Origin of the sequence: Nitrosarchaeum sp. AC2, from assembly GCF_013407385.1 — an archaeon.
Lineage (GTDB): Archaea > Thermoproteota > Nitrososphaeria > Nitrososphaerales > Nitrosopumilaceae > Nitrosarchaeum > Nitrosarchaeum koreense.
Window position 1 is genome coordinate 680,422 of record NZ_CP030847.1, and the last position, 20,821, is coordinate 701,242.

The window sequence follows — 20,821 nt, forward strand, 5'->3', positions numbered from 1 at the left end:
ATTACATCTCTAACCTCTTTCTTTCATAGTATCTTTCAGGATCCGAGTAATACTCCATGATGTTATTTGAGACTTCTTTGTGATCACGAATGTCTTTTTTTGCCATCCATTCTAATGCTAGTCGTCTTTTTGTTAATTCATAATTGATCTTTTCATCTGTATCTCCATCTCGTTCTTTTATTTTACTAAACACTACACTATCTCCCATGAATTCATGTCTATCTTCTTTTGGGTTCCATTTGAATATCTCATGAGTTTTAATTTCTCCAGTTTTTTCATCAATACCGTTTATTTCTGATACTTGAATTATTCTTCTTGCCGATTTTTCACCAATTCTGATTTTTAGCTGTAATGTGATCAAATCAAGACTGTTTGAAATGAGAGATTTTGGAACATCCATTGGCGAAGATGTTAATCTTGTTAATGTTGCATCAACTGAATCAGCATGTATTGATGAAAATCCTCCGTGACCTGTCGCCATTGCCTGAAATAATGTATAAGCCTCTCTTCCTCTGGTTTCTCCTACAATAATTATGTCTGGTCTTTGTCTAAGTGCTGCTCTGAGTAGATCAAATTGATTGATTTCTCCAATCTGTGTATCTGTAAAACTCTGCCTTGAAACAGCTGGAATCCAATTTTCATGAGGTAGATTCAATTCTTGTGTGTCTTCTATGCTGACTACTTTTTGTCCAGGTCTGATAAATGTCGCAAGAGCGTTTAGAGCAGTAGTTTTTCCACTTGCAGTACCTCCTGCAATAAGCATTGTAGCACGTTTTTCAGCGAGATACCACATGTATGCCGCAATATCTACTGACATTGTTCCAAATTTGATTAAATCAATTACTGTAATTGGATCTGCTCTGAAACGTCTGATTGTAAATGTACTTCCCCTTTTTGTAATTTCATGACCCAGTGTTAGATTGATTCTGCTTCCACCTGGTAACGATGCATCTATGATTGGATCTGCAACTGATACATGTTTTCCACAAACATATGCCATTTTTCTTGCAAAATTATTTAATTCAGCTTCATTTTTGAAGATTATATTTGTTGGAATTGATTCATGTTCCCTATGCCATACATAAATTGGAATATTTGTCCCGTCACAACTTATTTCTTCAATCATATGATCTCTCATAAGTGGTTCAATTTTTCCAAGATACACGAAATCTCGCACTGCAAAATAATTTATCCTTTCAATATTTTTTGGTGGAATTTTTAATCTGTATTTTTTAATCATTATTGCGATTTTATTTTTTAGTCTTCTCTCTGCATCTTTTTTTGATTTAATGTCTCCCAGTGATACTGAAAGTTCTGTCATTAACAGTTTTTTAATAATGTCAAAAGCTTTTTGGTCTCTTTCTGTTAATGCTGGCTCTATAACTTGATATCTTAATCCTCCTTTTGCTGTTGGATCTTTTATTATTCCTGCATGAATCTCATTATTATCCCAATCTAACTTTGAAAGTGTCATAAATTGTGGAATTTTCTTTTCATTTTCTTTAACAGGTTGAGATATGTCTTCTATTTTATTTTCATTTGATTTTACAATATTTTTATGGTCATACTGAATTTTTTGTACTGCTGAAATTTTATTCTTAAATATATTTAGCCTCATTTTTAGGTATTTTTATAACCGCTTTGTCTTTTAACGCTTGTTCGTTCATTTGAACAACATTTTGCTTTTACTGTGGTTTTAGTTAATACATGTAGCCATGGTATGTGTTATGCTCTTATCTTATGAGGTAGGTACTTGATGTTTGGACGAAAACCTAGTGGATCTAAATCCAAACCTGATTCTAAATTTCCACACGTTGGTGGGATTTCTTCGTTTTTAAAAAAGGAATCCGATACTAATGAAGAACCTACCCCAAAAGTAAATTTTGAGCCTGATTTGCCTAGACCCTCAACTAGCAAATCTGTGAATCTGATTCAGGAGGTACAAAAATTAGATGATAAAACGATTAAACCATTCATTGATTATACCAAGGGTCACATCTACTATCCAATTCTGTCCAAAATAGGAGAACCTCATGACAATGTATTGTATTTAGATGATCTAGTCTCAGATGGAATTTTAGCTAAACACATCTATGAAAAATTAATCGTCTGCCCATTACATCCTACAGTTTTTTCATCAAGCATGAGACTGTATTGTCCTAAATGCCATTCTATGAATGTAGAAAAATTAAACTTGTTTGAACATAAAAAATGTGGTTATATCGCTGAAAGCAAGAAGTTTGATTTTTCAAACACCGCGCATTCAATTTGTCCTTCTTGTATGAAAGAAATCAAAAATTTTGATAAAGAAATTCGTGTTCCTGCAATGTGGTATCAATGTGAAGACTGTATAGAGAAATTTGATAATGCAGTTATAAAACTTCATTGTAGAAACCATGATCATGATTTTGATACGAATTCTGGAAAATTCATAACTACATTTTGTTACAAATTAAAGAATTCTGATATCTCTAATGTTTCTGATACAACTCAAATAAAAGATGAATTAATGAAATTGTTAAATGGTTTTAATTTTTCAGCCGAATTAAACGCTCGTGTTAAAGGAAAGAGTGGAAATGTGCATGAAATTCCAATTTTTGGTAAAAGTAAATCAAATGACGATTCAATTTTAATTTTTATTAAAAATCAATCTTCCGGAGTCGATGAATCTGATATGAATTCTGTTTTAATTCCTAAATTAGATATTGATCCCAAAAATACTTTCTTTGTTACCGTATCTGATGTTAAAGATGGAGTAGAAAGTTTGGCAAAACATTATGGAATAAACTTAATTTCTGATCCTGATTTTTCAAAAATTATTTCACGTGTAGAGGAATTTGTTTCTGTTTGGTATGCAAATATTGGTGGTCGTAAATGAAATGCCCGTTATCTAACTCACTAAAAAAAAGACGCGCAGTAAGTCAAGTTATGGGTAGTGTTGTAATTTTGGGAGTTGTTACGTCTATCGGTTCTGTAGTTCTGTTTAATGGCATGAATCAAATCAATGCATTTTCATATGATTTGACTTTTCATGATAAACCAAAAAACGAGGCATTTCGAGAAAATTTGATGTTTGAGCATGTCAGATTTGAGCCTGGAACTGATCAAATCATACTGTATCTAGCAAATATTGGTACCACCGAATCAACAATTGAAAGTATAACTGTCGTAAAGATTGATACTCAAAATATTCTTGTAAATTGGGATGAGAGTGTTGGTACTACCATCCAGATAAAAGAATCAAGTGATCCTGTTATTATCAATGCAGATCTAAATTCACAAACTTGGGATGACCCAACATATCGTACATCTGAATATAAAATTTCTATCACCACCTCAAAAGGTAATTTCTTTTCTACTGTAGCTAGTCCGTACAACACATAGGATTGAAATGAAAAATTATTTGATGTTAAAATTGGGAAAACAATCTTGTGGATCTAAACGGCGAGGTATCACAGATATCATTTCGACAATGTTGCTTATGGGGATAACTGTAACTGGTGCCACAACTCTGACTTATTTTGTAAACGATTCGTTTATCTCTGGAAATTTGGCTACTGCTTCATCATTAGATACTGCAACAAAATCAATCAAATTGTTGGGATATGATACGCGTGATTCTACTACCTTGTTGCAAATATCTAATCTTGATAATGAATTTGATAGTAAACTATGTGGTGGTACATGTTCTGTAATAAATTCAGATAAAATTCCATCAAATGGTGGTTCTGAATTTATTATAATTAAAATTAAAAATAATAGTATTAATTCAGTCTTTTTGGAAAATATTCAATTAAATAATGTACATTATTCTTGGGATATTCAAACATCTGGTGCTACTTTGAACACTTTGCAGGATATTTCTTCTGGAGGTAACTATCCTCATGATGGAATGTTTTCCATAATTTCTGATTCATCAACTGTTCAATCTATTAGTAATGAAATTAAAAGTGGTGAGACTGTTAACCTTTTGATTAAGCTTGGAGATGATGATTCAGATATTCTGCTAAATAAAGGAATACGTGTTTTTCTAAATATTGGCAGTATTAGCCTTGTAGAATTTTTAATTGAGAGTGGTAATGCAAGATGATCAATATTTTCTCACATACTTCCAATTCTAGGCGTGGAATTTCATCTGTTGTAGGTGCGTTAATCTTTACTGTTTTGATGATTGCTGGTTTTTCTGCAATGAGTCTTGCTCTTGATTCTCAAACTGATATTGTAAATACACAAAGAGTGGTTGCAGATATTGAACTAAAAAAACAACAAGAACAATTTGGAATTGCAGTCTTTGCAGATGCCAATAATATCTTAAATGTCTCAGTTGATAATAATGGCCAAAACCCCGTAGAGATATCTCGTGTATGGATTACAAATAAAACTCTACCAACTCAACCTGCAACACCTTTTTCTGTTGCTTCTAATGATGCTTTTGTTCCAACTGGTTTTACATCCAATGTTTTGTCCACTCAACCGCTTTACATTGTTCCTGACACATATGATGTAAAAGTAATTTCTACATTGGGTACTGTTAGAACTGCGGAACTAACTATAGGTGCTGGACCTTCTTCTAGCGGTCTACGTGCAGAACTGATCACAAATCCTCCAGATGTCAATATTGGACAAAATGTAACTGTTGCAATGGTAGTAACCAATACTGGTTCGACAATTATCGAAGGTGTTTCACCTGGTCCACTAACTGTTACTCCTGCGCTTGCAGTTGTTGCATCATCTTCTCCAATTCCGGTATCTGTTGATCTTACACCTGGAGAATCTGTTTTGTTTTCTTGGGATTATACAATATCTGGTTCAAATGGTGATCCTGTTAATTTTTCTAGTTATGCTAGTGGTACAGAGCTTAACGGTCCTACTATTATCAGTAATACGATTTCTGATGTAAGTGTATTGAGATTACCTACAGAAAGCACGGGAGGAGACCAGAATTACAATATCATAAATGAAGATTTACTTGCCAGGCCGAAATTGTTTTTAATAATTCCTTCCCCTCAAGGGGATTCAAATGATAAAGCATTATGGGGTATCAATGTAGCTAATCCCGTAAATGCTCCAATGGAAGTAAGTAAATTATCCATCACCGCATTTGCTCCTGGGGCAAATAACAATGATAAAATATTTGCTGCAAGCTGTGGGGCAGTTAATATTTTTCCAACTGGAACAAACAGTTGGAATTGTCCTTCTGAGAATGTGATTATGTGGCAAAATTACGCTAATCCTGTAGTAATTGCTCCAAACTCCACACAGCAATTTCTTGTAAGGGTTTTGCCCGGAACTATTGCTGGGCAAAATATCTTAGAAACTGTAGTGGTGCAGGCATCTGTATTTACCACAGTTGGCTCATTTGGTAAATCTGGATATCAGACTACAATGTATGATGGAACTGAAGTAATTGGTAATGTCTACCTTTCTAGTATTGTAGATTCTAGAAATAATGCTGATATACAATCTACAAGAACAGGGATAATTCCAGGTAGCACTCAAACATTTAATGTTGTTTTTGCTGATCTTGATACTAGCACAAGTACTTGGATAAAATCTGGGGCGCAATTAATTATTAATGTTCCAAAAGATTGGACTGATGTGCAAATTGTAAATAACTATGGTTTTGTAAATCCTCCGACAATTACCACTTTCGGTGATGGTTCTACTCAAATAATCGGTACAACTTCAACCAATTTGGGAGATGCATCTAACCAAGCAGATACAATACAATTTAGTGCAAAAGCTCCCAATGTCACAAACGATCAAATGTATGTAATGTATGTTTTAGCGCAAGGACAGACTACCAATAATTTTTCAATTGGCCCATTAAATGAGATTGTTTTACAAGTAAACGGTTCATAATTTTGTTCATTTTTAATTACAAATGCACACTTTTGCAAATTGTAGTGCATTTTGAACACAGATCTCTTTAACATCTTTTTTAATTTTATACAGTCAAGAATGACATACATAACGTCAAAAAAACAAAAAATGACCTCTAGAAGAGCAGTTGCTCCAATCATTGCAACACTTCTTTTAGTCGCTATCGCTGTAGTGGGTGGAAGTATTGTCTTTGTGTTCTCACAAGGATTCTTTAGTTCTGCTCAAGTAAGCGGTTCCCCGAACATCGAATCTCTGAAATTCACTGGTTATGATGCCTCTGACGGTACTACTTTGTTAAATCATGACGGTACAACATTTGCTGCAGGTAATACTGCTGGAAATGGACTTATCTTAGGTGAAGATGTATCGGTATATCTACAAAGTAACAGTGTAAGCAAGGTTACACTAGGTGAAGTTAGATTTGGCGGTTCAGTATATAACTATACTACTGCTGCTCCAGCCCCTGGACAATATCAAGTTCTTACAGCTGGACCTGGTTCATTTCTGGCTACATCTTCAGCAGAACTTCAACCAGGACAACAAGTTTCAATTGTTATGAATCTTGGTGAAAACATCAAAAATGGCAGAGATACACAGTTCAAACTGACAACAGCTAACGGTGCAGTGTTTGTAGGGACAGTAATAGCAGGTCAACAAAGTGGTTAACCCCACCTTTTTTACTTTTTATGGTAAACAAAAATGACTCACAAAAAATCTCTCATCTTTCTTTTAACAATTGTTGTTCTATTGCCTTTACATTTACAATTTGCATCTGCTCAAAATCTTGATTCACTCACTGATTATTCTATCAAGTTATCAATAACTCCATCTCATATTGATGAAGGTAAATCTGATCATCATATAGGATATATTTTTATTCTAAGTAAAAGTGGGACTCCTATCACATCATCTAAAGATGTGATGTTTACCCTGTTCTCTGATAACCCTGCTTTGGTATCTGTTCCTGAAAAAATTATTCTAAAAGCAAATGAGGAGTATGCTCAATTTGATGTATCTGTTGGAGATTTAACAGGTACTGCTGTAATCACTGCATCATTAAATTCCAAAACATCTTCTCAAAAAATTCAGATAGGTAACAATGAAACTCATCTTCCAGATGATCTTATCTTGGAATTAAATTTGCCTTCTGATGACATGCATGTAAATTCTAAAATGCCTTTTTCTGTTTATTTGAGAACATCTGATAATTACATAATTAGAGCACCATTTGATGTAGATGTTAATTTAGAATATGAAAAATCACTAGCTATGCCCAATTCTGATACTCTGACAATAAAAAAGGGTGAATATTATGCCTGGGGGACTCTTGAAACTCATCAAAAAGTTGGAAACACATTCTTACGTGCAATTCAAAATGAATCTAATTTAGATACTGCAAAAAGCATAAAGATATCTTCTACACTTCCTGCTTCTTTAGCCATTAACGTTTTTCCAAAATTAATTAACGCCGATGTTAAAAACAAATAGATATTTTTGTAAGTGTAGTCGATTCGGATGGAAATCCTACTATCACTCCGGAAGATATTGAATTAAATTTTTTCTCAAATGATCAATATTCAGTTGGTGATAAATTAGATGATACTATGAAAGAAATCAAAACCGTAATTAAAAAAGGACAATTTGGCTATTATCTTAGACAGAATTTAGATCTCTCTCATTTACTTGCTAATGATATCAAAATAGGTGTCAGTGCAGAAGGATACGGAATTGCTACTGATACATTTTCAACAGTGGGAAAATCGATAAACATTGATAATGATAAAATAATTGAAAAAGACATACAATTATTCATTCCTGAAAGAATCCCTAGTAATGCTACTAGTATTGTAACTTATCAAGTAATTGCAGTAGAAGAAGATGATGATGATGTTGATGAAAACGGAAATCCAATTACTGAAGAAACAGAAGATAGTGAAGATGAAGATATAATAATTTTAACTATGGATGATCTAACAGATGGCGAATTTTATCCAATACAAACAAATGAAAATTATTATGCTGATGGGTATGTCAAAAAATTAAATGTTATCTCTGGTGATTCAAAACTAGTTACAATTAAGGACATTGGTAAAATTGAGGTGGGTAATTCTTTTGGTACTGCTATCATTAGTTCAGGACAAAAAAGTGGCCCTGTTTTGATTTCTACATCAGTTCAGGGTGTGGGGTCTGATTCTGTTTTAACTGAGGTTGTTAATACACTCGAACAAAAAGAAGCCAGGATTTTTTCACCGACTGGTCAGAATACAATATTGTTTGATCGTGAGGGAAATTTTGATGTATTTTTGATTGCAATAGATAGTCAAGATAGGCCAAAAGTACTAAAACATGATTCAAAATATCTTGTTACGCCTACCAATGGCATAATTGAAATCAAAAAGGATACAACTTTTGCATTTGCAACACTTCGCAGTGACTCGTTTACAATAACTGAAGATGAAAATTTTATTGATTTGAAAGTGGTTCCAATTGGAGAAGGTGCTGATTTATCACTTGAAACCAAAAAAACCTTTGTGACTCAACCCTCATCTAAGATGTCCGTGTTGCTTCCTATGAATAAAATAAATGCAAATCATGACAAAAATTTTGGCATAGTACAAATTGTTGATCTTCAAGGCAATCCAATTATTCCTACATATGATGTAAAGTCTAAAATCACTTCATCTAAAGAAAGTCTAGTGCAAGTAATCGATGATGCTGTAATTCATTCTGGTGTATCTTATGCCTTATTCCCAATTGAAACTACTGGCGTAATTGGTAATTCTGTGATTTCAGCAAGTGCAAAAGGTGTGATAGGAACTGAATCTGAAATTAGTACTGATTCTTCATTGACAAAATTAAAAATATTCACAAGTGGGTTGGTTGATCAAATCCCAGTTGATAAACCAGTTGAAATTAAATTATTTATCGATGATGAAAATGCCGAATCTGTTGCAGGTGCATCTATTAAAATAAATACCGATGGAAATTCTCTGGTTGTTCCTGATGTAATACAAACAGGTCCTGATGGGAGTGCAGTTGTTAGATTAACTGCGACAAATGGTCCTAGTATTTCATTGAATCTTATTGCAACTGCTGAAGGTTATTCTGAAGGAAAGGATACTTTAACAATTAACGTTGATTCTCCAGATAAAACTTTGAATACCGTGGATCTTGATTTGCCTGAATGGATTGTTTATGTAATTATTGCTGCAATACTTTTGATTGGTGTGCTAGTTGTATTGTTTTTGAAAAAATCAAAAACTCCCTTAGAAGAAGACTGGGAAGAAGAAGAGCTTTAATTTAATAAATTTTTAAAATGTTGTTCATTTAGAACTCACATTTTTATAATAACTATCTATCCTGATTATTTTTAATGACTAATACATTACATCTTATATCGATATTTGTAATTGCTGGAATATTGATTGGCTCTGTGTCCGTTAGTAGTAGTGTTTTTGCAACATATGACAAAAACGAACATCGTGAAAATGGAGGACAAAGCAGTTCTAATGCTAACTTGTATGTGAATTCATTGTCTTTTAATTATGAAAATACCACTAGTCTTGATAGCTGTGATCTAATTACTCCGCCTTGTATCTTGATTAATCCATTTGATCCTGATAATCACGATGATGTGTTTATTGCAGATCCTGCACTACTAAATACAAGAACTTTAATCGCTGTTAACGTCTACGAACAAAATAACTTTCCAACAGACATTAATGATATTGTTAATTTTCCCGAATGCACAACTGTGACTCTGGCAAATGTTAATGGAATTAATGGAATCTATATTGAATGTAATTCAATTGATACTGGAATTATTGATGTTACTTATTCATTTACAGATCCTATGGATGATGACGTTAAAGATGATAATCATGATGGAAATCATAATGATGATCATGACAATGAATATGATGATCATAATGATTACTACGATAAGAACAAGTACGATGATAAGAACAAGTACGATGATAAGAACAAGTACGATGATAAGAACAAGTACGATGATAAGAACAAGTACGATGATAAGAACAAGTACGATGATAAGAACAAGTACGATGATAAGAACAAGTACGATGATAAGAACAAGTACGATGATAAGAACAAGTACGATGATAAGAACAAGTACGATGATAAGAACAAGTACGATTAATCTTTTTTTCTTTTTTTATTTTACTAAATTTATAATTTGAATTTGATGTTTTAATGTACTTTTTATATTAAAAATTATTCTATTTTTTATTATGTTTTTACATAGAGATATTATATTGTGTTTGTTTTCAATCTTTGATGATCTCTGTATGGCTTAGAGTGATACGTATCAAGTTTCTTTTAGCCTCAATTATAGCTGTGTCACTTGGTCTTGCAATAAGTTGGCGTCTAAATTCGATTATTGATCCCTTTGATGCTTTTTTGACATTTGCTGGTGTAATGACACTTCATGCTAGTGTTGACTTGTTAAATGATTACTGGGATTATAAAAGAGGAATAGACACCGCTACTAAACGAACCAAAATGAGTGGAGGAACAGGTGTTTTGCCAGAGGGATTACTCAAACCATCATCTGTTTATCGTGCCGGAATTGTATTTTTGATTTTAGGTTCCATAATTGGATTTTATTTTGTATTTACCGATGGAATAATTATTGCTGCAATTCTAGGATTTGCAATTTTATCTATCTATTTTTACTCTACAAAAATTGTAGACTCTGGACTTGCAGAATTTTTTGTTGCAGTAAAGGGAGCAATGATAGTGCTTGGAACTTTTTTTATACAATCGAATCAAATTACTATTGAACCAATTTTAGGAGGAATAGTTGTAGGTGTTTTGTCTTCATTGGTCTTGTTTATTACATCGTTTCCAGATCATGATGCAGATAAATCTAAAGGAAGAAAAACTTTGGTTATAGCAATAGGTAAAAAAAGGGCAACATCTGTTTTTTGGGTTTTTCCTTTAATTTCATATTTTGTAATTTTTGCTGGAATCTTTTTAGGAATTTTTCCAATGCTGTCCATTATTACGATACTTGGTATTCCGTTATTGATAAAGGCAGGTCTTGAACTCAAGAAAAATTTTGATAATGTGGATGAATTGATTCCCTCAATGTCTAACACACTAAAGTTTAGCAGAATCACTGGTGTATTGTTTGTACTAAGTTTTTTGTTTGATGCTGTATTGATCAACTAGACATAAATTCAGTAACGTTTGACGATTTTTATGATTACTGGATTTGCTACATCTGAAGGTACAGCCAAATTTGTTAAAAATTCAAGCGTAAATTCATTAAATTTCAAGAAAATACACGGCCTTGAATTGTCTAATGTTGGTATTGGCACCTATCTTGGAGATCCGAATGAACAGACAGACGAACTTGTAAAAAATGCAGTAAAACAATCTATTTTATCTGGAATTAATGTGATTGATACTGCAATTAATTATAGAGCACAAAAAGCTGAACGTTCTGTTGGAAAAGCAATCTCTGAATTAATCAATGAAGGAAAAATTACTCGTGATCAAATTTTCATTAGTACAAAAAATGGATATATTACAAATGACGCTGATGTAAAACAAGAATTTTGGGAATACATTAAAACCGAATATACTCAAAAAGGGATACTAAAAGAAGGCGATGTGTCCTCAGGATACCATTGCATGACTCCTAGATATCTTGATGATCAACTAGATCGTAGTATGAAAAATCTTGGTTTAGATTGTGTTGATTTGATATATTTGCATAATGCTGTAGAGGGTCAAATCAAAGACATCTCAAAAGAAAAGTTTTTGGAAAATCTAAAACTGGTCTTTGAATTATATGAACAAAAACGAAGAGAAGGAAAAATAAAATTTTATGGTATGGCAACATGGGAATGTTTTCGAGTTTCTTTTGATAATCCACAATATCTTTCATTAGAAGATACAGTAGAATTGGCAAAAACTATTGGTGGTGAAAACCATGGATTTAGATTCATTCAGCTTCCGTTTAACATGTACTATGATCAAGCATTACTTGCAAAGAATCAAACACTTGTTGGAAAACCTGTTTCAATATTAGAAGCCGCATCCAAATTAAATGTTGGAGTGTTTACAAGTGTGCCGTTAATGCAAGGACGATTGTTGACACCAGGTGCAATGCCAGAATTTAATGAACTAAAACCATCACTTCGTGCCTTGCAGTTTATTCGTTCATCTCCAGGTGTAATATCTCCACTGGTAGGACAAAAATCATCATCACATGTTTCTGAAAATCTTGAAATAATGAAAATTCCTCCAATGCCTGAAGAAGAGTTTCTTGCATTAGTTAAGAAACTAACTTCATAATTTCAAAAATTGTTTATTCATGCGTTAAATCTATGAATTCTATGGAAAGATAATAAATGGGTAATCTGAGATTATAATCAGAAATTTGTCTTCTAAGATTTTTGATTATTCTGCTATTTGTAAAACAATTTTGTCATTAGACCCCAAAATTAGATTTGCCGGAGTAATTAATGAGCGAGGAAGATTGGTTGCTGGTGGAATGAAAGAAAATGTTGAGCCATTAGAAAATGAAAAAGATGACGAGATGATCTTTATGGAACTTGCATTGAGAGTAAAAATGAGAAAAGAATTTGATAAACAATTGGGTCCAGTAAATTTTGCATTAGCATCAAGAGAACGTGCATTAGCAATTAGTTTTCTCATTAATGATGATATTTTGTATGTTGTTTCAGAACCTGACGCTGATTATGGTGTACTTCCAAAGAAAATATTGAAAATAATTCACTCATAATTTTCACTCTGTCTTCTGATCTAATCCAACATATCTATAAATAGAAATGATCTGTGAAAAAATTTGTGCCAGTAGATCCAGTTTGTGGAATTGAACTTTCTGAAGAATTAGCAGTAACTCATGAATATGATGGGAAGAAACTATTTTTTTGTTGCAATGGATGCAGGAAAATTTTTATTCGAAAACCAAAAAAATGGAAGAAAAATATCTAAATTGGAAAAGCTCCACACATACGACAAAATTTTGATTCTTCTACATTGAAATTGCAATAAGGACATGACTCGGAGTCTTGTTTCTTTGTAGGTATTTGATATAATTTTCTATAAATTTCATAATAATACATGGATTCCTTTGTCCTTATTGTGACTTCATCTACATCTTGTATTTTCTTTTTCTTTTCTAAAAATATTTGATCGTTTATCACAGAATCAAATAAATTTGAAAGTCCTGTGGTACCTGCCCCATCCTGCATGGGGGATTTTTCTCTCCATGCAATTTGCATTGGAATGTTTTTCTCAAATGTTTTTCTGAGAATCCATTTCCCATATCTCTTTGTTTTTTCTTCTCTAACTTTGAGGTTTGATGGAACTGTCTTTGCAAATTCTATGACATTTTCATTCAAAAATGGTGATTCAACTGTTATCCCTAATGCTTTGCCTATCTCATGTGTTGGAAAATGCATTACAGAACATACTCTTTGTATCTCTTTTTCTAATTCTTCTTCGGATTTTTTTATCAAAAAATTATATCCTGCAAATAACTCATCTGCACCGTCCCCTGTAATAATTCCTGAACTGTTTTGATCCTTTGCCCACTTTATTGCTAGGTACATGACCACATTATTTCTGATTTCAATATCGTTAAAGTTTTTTAGAATTTTTATAGTTTCTTTGATGGCATTTAAAATATCAGTGGTGCTTACTTGATTGATTGCTAATGGTATGTTGAATTCTTTTGATACTCTTTGAGAGTATGTAAGATCACTTGCAACAAAGTCTTTTGCTATTATTGCAATTGACTTTGGTTTTCGTTCTTTTATAAAATATGCTATAATTGTACTATCTAATCCTCCCGATATTGCTATTGAGTTTGATTTACATGACTCGCATGATTCTTTTAAAATCTCATACAGTTTTTTAGAAATATCTTCCAATGAGTCAATTATATTTTTGAAACTAAAATAGGTTAGCCTAATTAATTATTGATTAATTTACTGTTTAGGCAACTTTGTGCATTGCAAACTTTAAATCCTTTATCGAAACTTTGTGGAGTGATGTTACTTCCAGCAGAAATCGAATCAAAGACATTGATTCCTGCATTACGGGCAATTCTTGCTAAAAAATTAGCTGAAGATCATAATATTCGTGAAGACGAAATTTCAAAAATGCTTGGAGTTACACAAGCAGCTATTAGCAACTACATTCGTGGAACTCGTGGTGATCCATCTTTGATTGCAAAACTTTTGGCAGAAAAACAAGTCTCTACTCTAATTGATGAATTAACTGATAGTTTATCTTCTGATATGGCTTATACTCCGTCTAGTCTTTCAAAATTTATTGGTCTTTGTAACTATATCAAATCAAGCTTGTTGATTTGTGAAATTCATCACAATTTAGAATCTGATATAGATGAACAAGTTTGTAAAGAATGTGAAAACATGCTTCTAAAGGGTCCTGGCAGCGTATACTAGGTTTTAATTAAAATAATTTCTATATTTGAAGTCATTCTTCCAATCCCCGCAGCTGCTTCAGTGTCTAGTTTTATCTTCTCGACTTTTGAATTCCCATGTAACATCTTTTCAGTAATAATATTTGCAACTGCAACTGCATTTGGAATTGAATTTCCAACTGCTCGAAGTATTACTTTCTTTTTATTTCCTAAAATTGGTAATACATCTAGAGCTACTTGCATTACTGGGTCGTTTCTGATGTGAAGTATAGTCGTCTCAGGTTTGTTGATCTGCTCTTGACCATATTCTTTTTTAATCTCTTCCATGAGCATTATTCAATAATTCGCAATTTTGTGTTCTATTAAGTTTTATCGACGATTGATTCACTTAATCAAAGTATTCTATTGGTATGTTTTGATAATCTCCATTAGGGAGTACTCTTCTTATAGTGATTGGTATCACTTTTTGTTCTAATTCTTCCATGGATATATCTAGTGATATTCTGGCAGTTTTTGGAATTGGAATGAATGGAGGTGCTCCTAATGATAACTGTAATGCTCTTGCGCCCATAATTCTTGCCTTTTCAAATCTTGTTAGTGTTGGAGGACCAATTGTTATCTTGCCTTTTTCACATGGGATCTCTACTGGATCATGTTCTGAAATTGTTTCAACAACTTCTCGTGATTCAATTTCTTTAATTCTTTTTTCTAGTGCCTCTTGTTGTTTTTCAGTTAATGGTTCTAACCCTTCATTTTTTTCAATTAATTTTCGATAAGTATCTAATGCTTTGTTTAATCCCGTGTTTATCTCTACATCTCCTTCAAAAACTTCCTCTACTTCAGGAGCTTCTACATATTCTTCTGGTTCTTCTACAATTAATTCAGCTTCGTTAGAATCCGACAAGTACCCAAATTCTCTCAAAGCGTTATATAATCCAATAATTTTAAACTACAAATTGAGCTCGCCTTCAGTCTCGCGAAAACAGATAATTTTGGAAATTAAGGGAAAAACAAAGATCCACTGTGATCTAAAACGCCATTTGTCTCCAAGGACAGTTGGAACGATAATGAGATCTTTGCCATTAGAAGGACACGCTCATTTTCTGGGAAAACATATTGCTTATTTTGAAACGACACTTGATTCTGGAATCGAAAGATCCATAAAAGAATTCAAAAAAGGAGATATTGCTTTTTTATCTTCTACTGGCAGTATTTGTTTTTTTGTTGATGATGCTTCTCCTGGAAAAATTATGACTCCTATTGGAAAGATGTTAGAAAACATTGATGCACTAAAAGATGTGAAATCTGGAGACGTTTTTTGTCTCTATGAGGAAACTGCTTGATAGATGTAATGTCCGCTATAACCACCGGTACGCTTTACAATCCCTTTCTTTGTTGACTCTATTAAAAATGCGTTTGCTGCTGAAATTTTAACTCCTGTTTGTCTTGCAAGATCATGAACTGTTACAACTTTGGAGTTTTTGATTATTTTGATTGCTTCTGCTTCATTTACCATTACTGTAATCTCTGCTTTACGTGGACCGCTCTCACCTCTATCTTTTCGACTTTTCTTTGAATCTTTTGGATCTTTTCCATCCTTTGAATTTTGAGTCTTGTCCTGTTTTGCTGGACTGACTTTTTTTGTTCCACCCATGTTGTCAGAAAAAAATATTCCTCTTATAAACGATGTATAATATTGATTTTTTAAATCATATATTAAAAAACCATATTGATAATGTTGGGTTTTCTCAAATATAAATAACATCAAATTTATCCATAATCATGGGTATTGTTTCAAAAGGTGCAAAATGTAATGTCGATGGCTGTGACAAAGAAGGAGCCCGTTCATTAAATACAACCAAAGTAGAAAATGCTGGATTACATGTATCTTCTGTAGGCAAAAAAACAGTTCTTTGTAAAGAACATTACAAAGAATGGAAAAAAGAATCTAAAGATGATAGAGATCTAGAACGTGCTCGTTTTGACAAGTTTTAGGTTTTCTTTGTTTTTCTTGTTTTTTGTTTTTTAGTTTCAGTAGGTTTTTTCAAATAATCTGCTTGAAGCTTGTCATAATATTTTCCTAATTTCTTGTACAGTCTTTTTGGCTCTCTTGATTTTTGATTACTGAGAACATATAATGCTAAAATAGGAAATGCAATTGTTGAATCTGCATACACTGTAATCATATCGTGATGCGCATCTTGCACTTTGCCCCAGCTTTTTCCTTCTTGTAATGTTGCACCTGATAAACCTCCTGTGTCTGGTCTTGCATCTGTGATTTGTATCACGTAGTCTTGACCTCCATCATTTCTTTGCAATATCTGGTCTAACATTGGGCCTGTTTGCTGAGCAGTATTCTTTGGAACTCCTCCTCCAAGCTCCAATATGCCTGATTTTTTTGAATTATATAGAATCGCAGCCTGTTCAATTATCTCTTTGACAAAATCTAATTTGTATACCTTATCATGTAATCTATGCACTGCTAGATTCATTGCTATAGATGAATCCTTCATTGTGGAAATGTACACAGGAACATCATATTCGTATGCTGTTGTGATAAAGCTTTTTTCTGGATGTTTGGCTTTTTCTTTACTCATTTTTCCCAACAAATTACAAAATTCTGCAGTTGTAAACGGTTTATCTGTAAAATCATTTGCAAATAATTTCTGAATGATTAAATCTTCAGCTTCTAATGTTTCATGAAATTTTATGTATACGTCTCTAATTCGTACAATTTCATTTTCATACAACTTCATATCGTCAACATCAAAATGTCCTTGTTTAACAGGTAAGCCCCAAGCAAAATGATCTTCATGATAGACATTGGCGCCAGTTGTTATGATCCAGTCGATGAATCCTCGCTCTATCAAAGTTTTGATAATTCCACCAAACCCTACAGGTGTCATTGCTCCTGATACCGTTAGGCATATGGTTGCATCTTCTTTGATCATTTTTGCAAACAGCTTTGCAGCTTCTCCAAGTTGTCTACCGTTGTATCCTGAACTTGCAAAAACATCTACCAGATCCTCAATTGTCATATTTGGATCTAATTTTATGTGAGGAATATCCTTGCCATGAAATTTGTGTGGGTCCACTTCTATATGCGAAATTTAACTGTAAATAATACTTGCGCTCTTCTATTTACACAATATTTTGAAATTATTTTTGGAACTAATATTTGCTGAATAGTTTTTTCCAAACAAGTTATGTTGTATTTTAGATTTTAATTCATTAGTTTTGGGATGAATAAATACACCAGTAAAATTATCTCAATTCTTCCAAGGATCATCAAAAATCCAAATATTATCGTCATTGTAGGATCCAACTCTGAGCTGACAGTTCCTGCCCCATGTCCAGTAGTTGTAATAGCAGAAACTCCATCAAAAATGCATTTTGAAAATCATATCCTATTGTATACATGTATGTGGCAATTAAAAGTGGAACAATCACAGATACTGCCAAAATTATAATTCCAACTATGATATCTTTTTTATCTGATTCAGATATCTGTGCGTTTTTTCGATTAAAGATATGTCTGATTTTTGCTAGATGCATAAATCTGAAAATCTTGATACCTCCTGCTGTAGAAAATCCACATCCTCCAATTACCATGGCAGTGGTGATTATTGTAAGTGCAAGTGGATTTATGTTCTCTAGATTTGCTGTTTGAAATCCTGTAGTTGTACTTGCTGAAATCATGTTAAATATCCCTTCTTGCCAATTTAGCCCCATTGATAATGTGAATGTAATACAAAAAATAACTAATAGACTTAGATACACTAATACCTCTTTAGTTAATTTAACTGTAAGAAATTTTTTTCTAACAAATGCATAATGCACACTAAATGGCAATGACCCAAGTATCATTGCAGCCATCAATACTATGTATTTTGGTGTAGTAAAATCATCAAATATCTTAGAATTTGGACTAGTACCACCTGTTGATAATGCACTAAATGCTAATGCAAAATCATCTAATATTTCACCTTCCCCTAAATAAAATAACAATAAAGCAATTGATATTGCATAAATTGAAAAAATTATTGTGATTGTTGCAAGTAAATTTTTTAGATGTGGGACATTTCCTGAAATGAGTCCTCTCATCATTTTGATTTGTCTTTCTGAATAAAACACAGTTACAATTAGATAGATAAAGCTCAAACCTCCTACAAACTGAGCATATCCACGATAAAATGTAAAACTTCTTGGCAAGTCTTCAGGATTTTGTACAAGAGAAAACCCTCCGGTTGTAAATCCCGCAGAACTTTCAAAAAACCCATCTGCAAATAATTCTAGAAGATCATTAGACCCAAAATCAATTACAAAAAGTTGAGGTATCATACCAAACAATACTAAAATTATGAAACTTGCAAAAACTAGAATTGCAGTTCCTCTTAATGTCAAAGGATGCTTTTGGCCATAAGAATTCATGAAAAAACCAGAAATTATTAATAAAATTGACATTAGGTATATTCCCGTTGCAACAACAGAGTCGTTTAGTACTGTTGCAACAATTCCTGGAATGAACATCAATACTCCAGTAAATTGCAATATGACGCCGAGATTCCAAATAATTCCTAAAAATGTGGATTGTTTTTGTTGTTTGATCAATGATCTTTTGACAAGACTTGCTATTGTATCCAAGTAAAGCATTCCGACCACCATCTCGCTGTTTGATAATACTGCTAATTTTCGAATTTTTTTCTCACGCATTATTGCAAGTGCTTCAGAAATTGTTTGATTTTCTCTAATTGTGATTAATGGAAATACCATGATGTCTCCTAATGTGGTCTTCGTTGGGTTGACAAATGACTCACTTAATTTTGTTAAAATGTCCTCATCTGTAACTATCCCTAGTGGATTATACAATTCATCCACTACAATAATTTCATCTAGATCTTTTTTTTTAATATTGTACATGCTTCAGAAACCTTGACATGTTCTGATAACATTAGAATATTTGTTCTATAGTATTGCGATACTTTTTTATTAAAATAATCTGTCTGATTATTCTCTTGAGACAATCACGCTTCACCTAGAATCCCTATTGATTAAGTTTGTGGCATGTAGTCAGAAAATAAATACGTTATACTGATGATCTGCTCTAACCGTCATGTGATTTTTGGACTAATCTTTAAACCCGAACAATTACTTGATAGTTAAGATTAAAATGGAAAATTTTGATATTGGGCTTACACCGTCTGAACTATTGAATTTTATTAAAACTGACAATAATATTGCACTTTATGACTTGCGAAAAAAAGAAGAGTTTGCTAAAGGACATATCAAAAAATCTCGTTTAGTAAAATATGTTGAAGGGCGTTTAATTGATGTTCCAAAACATTCAAAGATAATTTTGATAAGTAAAGACGACAAACAATCAAAACAGATAACAATCACTTTACGTTCTCATGATATTGATGTCCATTATTTGATAGGTGGAATAAACAATTGGCCATATCGGCTTTATTTTACAAATATTTCTTATGTGGGAACAGAGTACCTATAATACATAATGAATATAATCGATTTACATGACCCTCAAAGAATAAACCGAAGTCCTGATGAGGTTGAGGTGTTGATTTCAGCAGGTGGTTTTGCTGAACAGGGATTTTTGATAAACACTGTGGAGCTCCGATTATATCTTGAAAAAACTGATGAGCGATTAGGACATTATTCGTTAATTACATCTTTTGTTGATACTGATAAGGGTTCAGTAGAGATGATTTATGATGAAGGATTCCGTGGTGCTGATTCTCTTAAACGTACAGTGCAATTTCTTAAATCTAATTTAGGTATCTCTGGATTGATTCTACGTTCAATAATTACGTTAAGAGATAAGATTGAAAAACAAAAATGATGATTTTTACTTTGAAAAAATCAATACCACTTCATGCCTGTACCAAGTTCTTTATTTTTAATGTAAACTAATATCGCATCAAATAATTCAAAAAGTAAACTTTTCAATCATATTTTATTATGATCCCGGATTAAATTCCACTTGTTTTTAGTAATATTATGAAAGGCGATGTATTATTACAAAATATCAAAGTTAGTGGACTTGTTCCATTATCCACGGGAAAAAAAGCAAAGGAGACCAAATTACTAATTCGTGAAGCAGTACTAACTAAACTGGGTAAAAACATCAGTAATGTGCAGAAGAGATGTACCGGAAAACAACTGTCTATTAGTATTGTATTTTATCTGCACAAGGCAAAATATTCAAAAAAGGATCTTTCTGGTCTATCTGATGCAGTTGTTAAAATCCTTGGTAAGGAAATGTCCACCAAGAAAGATGCTCTAAAAGGCTTAGAAATCGTAACTGATCCCAGTTTGATTTGTAGGATCATACTAGAAAAAAATCTAATTAAAAAAGATGCTAAAGAAGAATTTTCATTTTCTATATATGAATGGGGCTGATGATAGAATTCTATTTTTTCTAAAATCCTCTTAACTGAATTTTTTTGGTAAATTTAGGCACGATCTAAACCTTTT

The 20,821-nt window shown here is 32.6% G+C and carries 25 protein-coding genes; 18 read left to right on the forward strand and 7 right to left on the reverse strand.

Annotation, left to right across the window (positions count from 1 at the left end):
* Window position 1 precedes the first annotated feature (1 nt).
* Window positions 2-1,618: a type II/IV secretion system ATPase subunit gene (locus tag DSQ20_RS03970; protein WP_179366117.1), complete on the reverse strand. Its 1,617-nt coding sequence runs from the start codon at window positions 1,616-1,618 to the stop codon at window positions 2-4.
* A 138-nt stretch (window positions 1,619-1,756) separates the two neighbouring features.
* Between DSQ20_RS03970 and DSQ20_RS03975 the strand changes: the two genes are divergently transcribed.
* The 12 genes from DSQ20_RS03975 to DSQ20_RS04025 all read left to right on the forward strand — a co-directional run bounded on the left by DSQ20_RS03975 (window position 1,757) and on the right by DSQ20_RS04025 (window position 12,870).
* Window positions 1,757-2,878: a hypothetical protein gene (locus DSQ20_RS03975; protein ID WP_179366118.1), complete on the forward strand. Its 1,122-nt coding sequence runs from the start codon at window positions 1,757-1,759 to the stop codon at window positions 2,876-2,878.
* Window positions 2,875-3,384, forward strand: a complete 510-nt coding sequence (locus tag DSQ20_RS03980; RefSeq protein ID WP_255458343.1) for a hypothetical protein — start codon at window positions 2,875-2,877, stop codon at window positions 3,382-3,384. The genes DSQ20_RS03975 and DSQ20_RS03980 overlap by 4 nt, the downstream gene beginning before the upstream one ends.
* 22 nt (window positions 3,385-3,406) lie before the next feature.
* Window positions 3,407-4,090, forward strand: coding sequence for a hypothetical protein (locus DSQ20_RS03985; RefSeq protein ID WP_255458344.1), 684 nt, complete (start codon window positions 3,407-3,409; stop codon window positions 4,088-4,090).
* Window positions 4,087-5,862, forward strand: a complete 1,776-nt coding sequence (locus DSQ20_RS03990) for a hypothetical protein (RefSeq protein WP_179366120.1) — start codon at window positions 4,087-4,089, stop codon at window positions 5,860-5,862. The genes DSQ20_RS03985 and DSQ20_RS03990 overlap by 4 nt, the downstream gene beginning before the upstream one ends.
* Before the next feature lie 99 nt (window positions 5,863-5,961).
* On the forward strand, window positions 5,962-6,549 hold the full coding sequence (locus DSQ20_RS03995) for an archaellin/type IV pilin N-terminal domain-containing protein (RefSeq protein ID WP_179366121.1): 588 nt from the start codon (window positions 5,962-5,964) through the stop codon (window positions 6,547-6,549).
* 33 nt (window positions 6,550-6,582) lie between these two features.
* Complete coding sequence (locus DSQ20_RS10635) at window positions 6,583-7,371, forward strand: hypothetical protein (RefSeq protein ID WP_255458346.1); 789 nt, start codon at window positions 6,583-6,585, stop codon at window positions 7,369-7,371.
* A gap of 116 nt (window positions 7,372-7,487) precedes the next feature.
* Entirely contained in the window at window positions 7,488-9,182 is a 1,695-nt protein-coding gene (locus DSQ20_RS04000) for a hypothetical protein (RefSeq protein ID WP_255458347.1), read from the forward strand.
* A 74-nt stretch (window positions 9,183-9,256) separates the two neighbouring features.
* Window positions 9,257-10,042 carry a hypothetical protein gene (locus DSQ20_RS10640; protein ID WP_255458348.1) on the forward strand — a complete coding sequence of 262 codons (786 nt, stop codon included), beginning with the start codon at window positions 9,257-9,259 and terminating at the stop codon, window positions 10,040-10,042.
* A 137-nt stretch (window positions 10,043-10,179) separates the two neighbouring features.
* Entirely contained in the window at window positions 10,180-11,076 is an 897-nt protein-coding gene (locus DSQ20_RS04010; protein WP_179366123.1) for a prenyltransferase, read from the forward strand.
* A 30-nt stretch (window positions 11,077-11,106) separates the two neighbouring features.
* The gene (locus tag DSQ20_RS04015) at window positions 11,107-12,207 is read left to right on the forward strand and encodes an aldo/keto reductase (RefSeq protein ID WP_179366124.1); all 1,101 of its coding nucleotides are present in this window, start codon (window positions 11,107-11,109) and stop codon (window positions 12,205-12,207) included.
* Window positions 12,208-12,292: 85 nt separating this feature from the next.
* Window positions 12,293-12,658 carry a DUF6659 family protein gene (locus DSQ20_RS04020; RefSeq protein ID WP_048109756.1) on the forward strand — a complete coding sequence of 122 codons (366 nt, stop codon included), beginning with the start codon at window positions 12,293-12,295 and terminating at the stop codon, window positions 12,656-12,658.
* Window positions 12,659-12,723: 65 nt separating this feature from the next.
* The gene (locus DSQ20_RS04025; RefSeq protein ID WP_007550681.1) at window positions 12,724-12,870 is read left to right on the forward strand and encodes a YHS domain-containing protein; all 147 of its coding nucleotides are present in this window, start codon (window positions 12,724-12,726) and stop codon (window positions 12,868-12,870) included.
* Here DSQ20_RS04025 and DSQ20_RS04030 read toward each other — a convergent pair.
* Window positions 12,867-13,811: an asparagine synthase C-terminal domain-containing protein gene (locus DSQ20_RS04030; RefSeq protein ID WP_179366125.1), complete on the reverse strand. Its 945-nt coding sequence runs from the start codon at window positions 13,809-13,811 to the stop codon at window positions 12,867-12,869. The two genes, DSQ20_RS04025 and DSQ20_RS04030, sit on opposite strands and share 4 nt — an antisense overlap.
* A 120-nt stretch (window positions 13,812-13,931) precedes the next feature.
* On the opposite strand from DSQ20_RS04030, the gene DSQ20_RS04035 reads away from it, so the two are divergent.
* Window positions 13,932-14,348, forward strand: coding sequence for a transcriptional regulator (locus tag DSQ20_RS04035; protein ID WP_007550678.1), 417 nt, complete (start codon window positions 13,932-13,934; stop codon window positions 14,346-14,348).
* Here DSQ20_RS04035 and DSQ20_RS04040 read toward each other — a convergent pair.
* Window positions 14,345-14,653, reverse strand: a complete 309-nt coding sequence (locus tag DSQ20_RS04040) for a ribonuclease P subunit p25 family protein (RefSeq protein WP_007550677.1) — start codon at window positions 14,651-14,653, stop codon at window positions 14,345-14,347. The two genes, DSQ20_RS04035 and DSQ20_RS04040, sit on opposite strands and share 4 nt — an antisense overlap.
* A gap of 61 nt (window positions 14,654-14,714) precedes the next feature.
* Window positions 14,715-15,230 carry a DNA-directed RNA polymerase subunit K gene (locus DSQ20_RS04045; protein WP_048109751.1) on the reverse strand — a complete coding sequence of 172 codons (516 nt, stop codon included), beginning with the start codon at window positions 15,228-15,230 and terminating at the stop codon, window positions 14,715-14,717.
* A gap of 52 nt (window positions 15,231-15,282) precedes the next feature.
* Here DSQ20_RS04045 and DSQ20_RS04050 point away from each other — a divergent pair, with 52 nt between their 5' ends.
* Window positions 15,283-15,669 (forward strand): cyclophilin-like fold protein, encoded by a 387-nt coding sequence (locus tag DSQ20_RS04050; protein ID WP_370464195.1) that lies wholly within the window; start codon window positions 15,283-15,285, stop codon window positions 15,667-15,669.
* Here the strand turns inward: DSQ20_RS04050 and DSQ20_RS04055 are convergent.
* Entirely contained in the window at window positions 15,651-15,980 is a 330-nt protein-coding gene (locus DSQ20_RS04055) for a 30S ribosomal protein S25 (RefSeq protein WP_048110423.1), read from the reverse strand. The two genes, DSQ20_RS04050 and DSQ20_RS04055, sit on opposite strands and share 19 nt — an antisense overlap.
* 128 nt (window positions 15,981-16,108) lie before the next feature.
* Between DSQ20_RS04055 and DSQ20_RS04060 the strand changes: the two genes are divergently transcribed.
* Window positions 16,109-16,321 (forward strand): hypothetical protein, encoded by a 213-nt coding sequence (locus tag DSQ20_RS04060; protein WP_179366126.1) that lies wholly within the window; start codon window positions 16,109-16,111, stop codon window positions 16,319-16,321.
* Here the strand turns inward: DSQ20_RS04060 and speY are convergent.
* Together speY and DSQ20_RS04070 are read right to left on the reverse strand one after the other, a co-directional pair.
* On the reverse strand, window positions 16,318-17,421 hold the full coding sequence (speY, locus tag DSQ20_RS04065; RefSeq protein WP_179366127.1) for a deoxyhypusine synthase: 1,104 nt from the start codon (window positions 17,419-17,421) through the stop codon (window positions 16,318-16,320). The genes DSQ20_RS04060 and speY overlap by 4 nt on opposite strands.
* 214 nt (window positions 17,422-17,635) lie before the next feature.
* Window positions 17,636-19,246, reverse strand: coding sequence for a potassium transporter TrkG (locus DSQ20_RS04070; RefSeq protein ID WP_255458349.1), 1,611 nt, complete (start codon window positions 19,244-19,246; stop codon window positions 17,636-17,638).
* 250 nt (window positions 19,247-19,496) lie between these two features.
* Between DSQ20_RS04070 and DSQ20_RS04075 the strand changes: the two genes are divergently transcribed.
* The 3 genes from DSQ20_RS04075 (at window position 19,497) to DSQ20_RS04085 (ending at window position 20,746) form a co-directional block, all read left to right on the forward strand.
* Window positions 19,497-19,835, forward strand: a complete 339-nt coding sequence (locus DSQ20_RS04075) for a rhodanese-like domain-containing protein (protein WP_179366128.1) — start codon at window positions 19,497-19,499, stop codon at window positions 19,833-19,835.
* 6 nt (window positions 19,836-19,841) lie between these two features.
* Window positions 19,842-20,186 carry a hypothetical protein gene (locus tag DSQ20_RS04080; RefSeq protein ID WP_179366129.1) on the forward strand — a complete coding sequence of 115 codons (345 nt, stop codon included), beginning with the start codon at window positions 19,842-19,844 and terminating at the stop codon, window positions 20,184-20,186.
* Window positions 20,187-20,344: 158 nt separating this feature from the next.
* On the forward strand, window positions 20,345-20,746 hold the full coding sequence (locus DSQ20_RS04085) for a hypothetical protein (RefSeq protein WP_179366130.1): 402 nt from the start codon (window positions 20,345-20,347) through the stop codon (window positions 20,744-20,746).
* Window positions 20,747-20,821 lie beyond the last annotated feature (75 nt).

Coding starts and splice junctions, on each gene's coding strand:
- DSQ20_RS04000 (WP_255458347.1), top strand. CDS start 7,488: ATGAAAGAAATCAAAACCGTAATTAAAAAAGGACAATTTGGCTATTAT.
- DSQ20_RS04010 (WP_179366123.1), top strand. CDS start 10,180: ATGATCTCTGTATGGCTTAGAGTGATACGTATCAAGTTTCTTTTAGCC.
- DSQ20_RS04060 (WP_179366126.1), top strand. CDS start 16,109: ATGGGTATTGTTTCAAAAGGTGCAAAATGTAATGTCGATGGCTGTGAC.
- DSQ20_RS04085 (WP_179366130.1), top strand. CDS start 20,345: ATGAAAGGCGATGTATTATTACAAAATATCAAAGTTAGTGGACTTGTT.
- DSQ20_RS04075 (WP_179366128.1), top strand. CDS start 19,497: ATGGAAAATTTTGATATTGGGCTTACACCGTCTGAACTATTGAATTTT.
- DSQ20_RS04035 (WP_007550678.1), top strand. CDS start 13,932: ATGTTACTTCCAGCAGAAATCGAATCAAAGACATTGATTCCTGCATTA.
- DSQ20_RS03985 (WP_255458344.1), top strand. CDS start 3,407: ATGTTAAAATTGGGAAAACAATCTTGTGGATCTAAACGGCGAGGTATC.
- DSQ20_RS10635 (WP_255458346.1), top strand. CDS start 6,583: ATGACTCACAAAAAATCTCTCATCTTTCTTTTAACAATTGTTGTTCTA.
- DSQ20_RS04055 (WP_048110423.1), bottom strand. CDS start 15,980: ATGGGTGGAACAAAAAAAGTCAGTCCAGCAAAACAGGACAAGACTCAA.
- DSQ20_RS04015 (WP_179366124.1), top strand. CDS start 11,107: ATGATTACTGGATTTGCTACATCTGAAGGTACAGCCAAATTTGTTAAA.
- DSQ20_RS03990 (WP_179366120.1), top strand. CDS start 4,087: ATGATCAATATTTTCTCACATACTTCCAATTCTAGGCGTGGAATTTCA.
- DSQ20_RS04070 (WP_255458349.1), bottom strand. CDS start 19,246: ATGTACAATATTAAAAAAAAAGATCTAGATGAAATTATTGTAGTGGAT.
- DSQ20_RS04080 (WP_179366129.1), top strand. CDS start 19,842: ATGAATATAATCGATTTACATGACCCTCAAAGAATAAACCGAAGTCCT.
- DSQ20_RS03975 (WP_179366118.1), top strand. CDS start 1,757: ATGTTTGGACGAAAACCTAGTGGATCTAAATCCAAACCTGATTCTAAA.
- DSQ20_RS03970 (WP_179366117.1), bottom strand. CDS start 1,618: ATGAGGCTAAATATATTTAAGAATAAAATTTCAGCAGTACAAAAAATT.
- DSQ20_RS04040 (WP_007550677.1), bottom strand. CDS start 14,653: ATGGAAGAGATTAAAAAAGAATATGGTCAAGAGCAGATCAACAAACCT.
- DSQ20_RS03995 (WP_179366121.1), top strand. CDS start 5,962: ATGACATACATAACGTCAAAAAAACAAAAAATGACCTCTAGAAGAGCA.
- DSQ20_RS10640 (WP_255458348.1), top strand. CDS start 9,257: ATGACTAATACATTACATCTTATATCGATATTTGTAATTGCTGGAATA.
- DSQ20_RS03980 (WP_255458343.1), top strand. CDS start 2,875: ATGAAATGCCCGTTATCTAACTCACTAAAAAAAAGACGCGCAGTAAGT.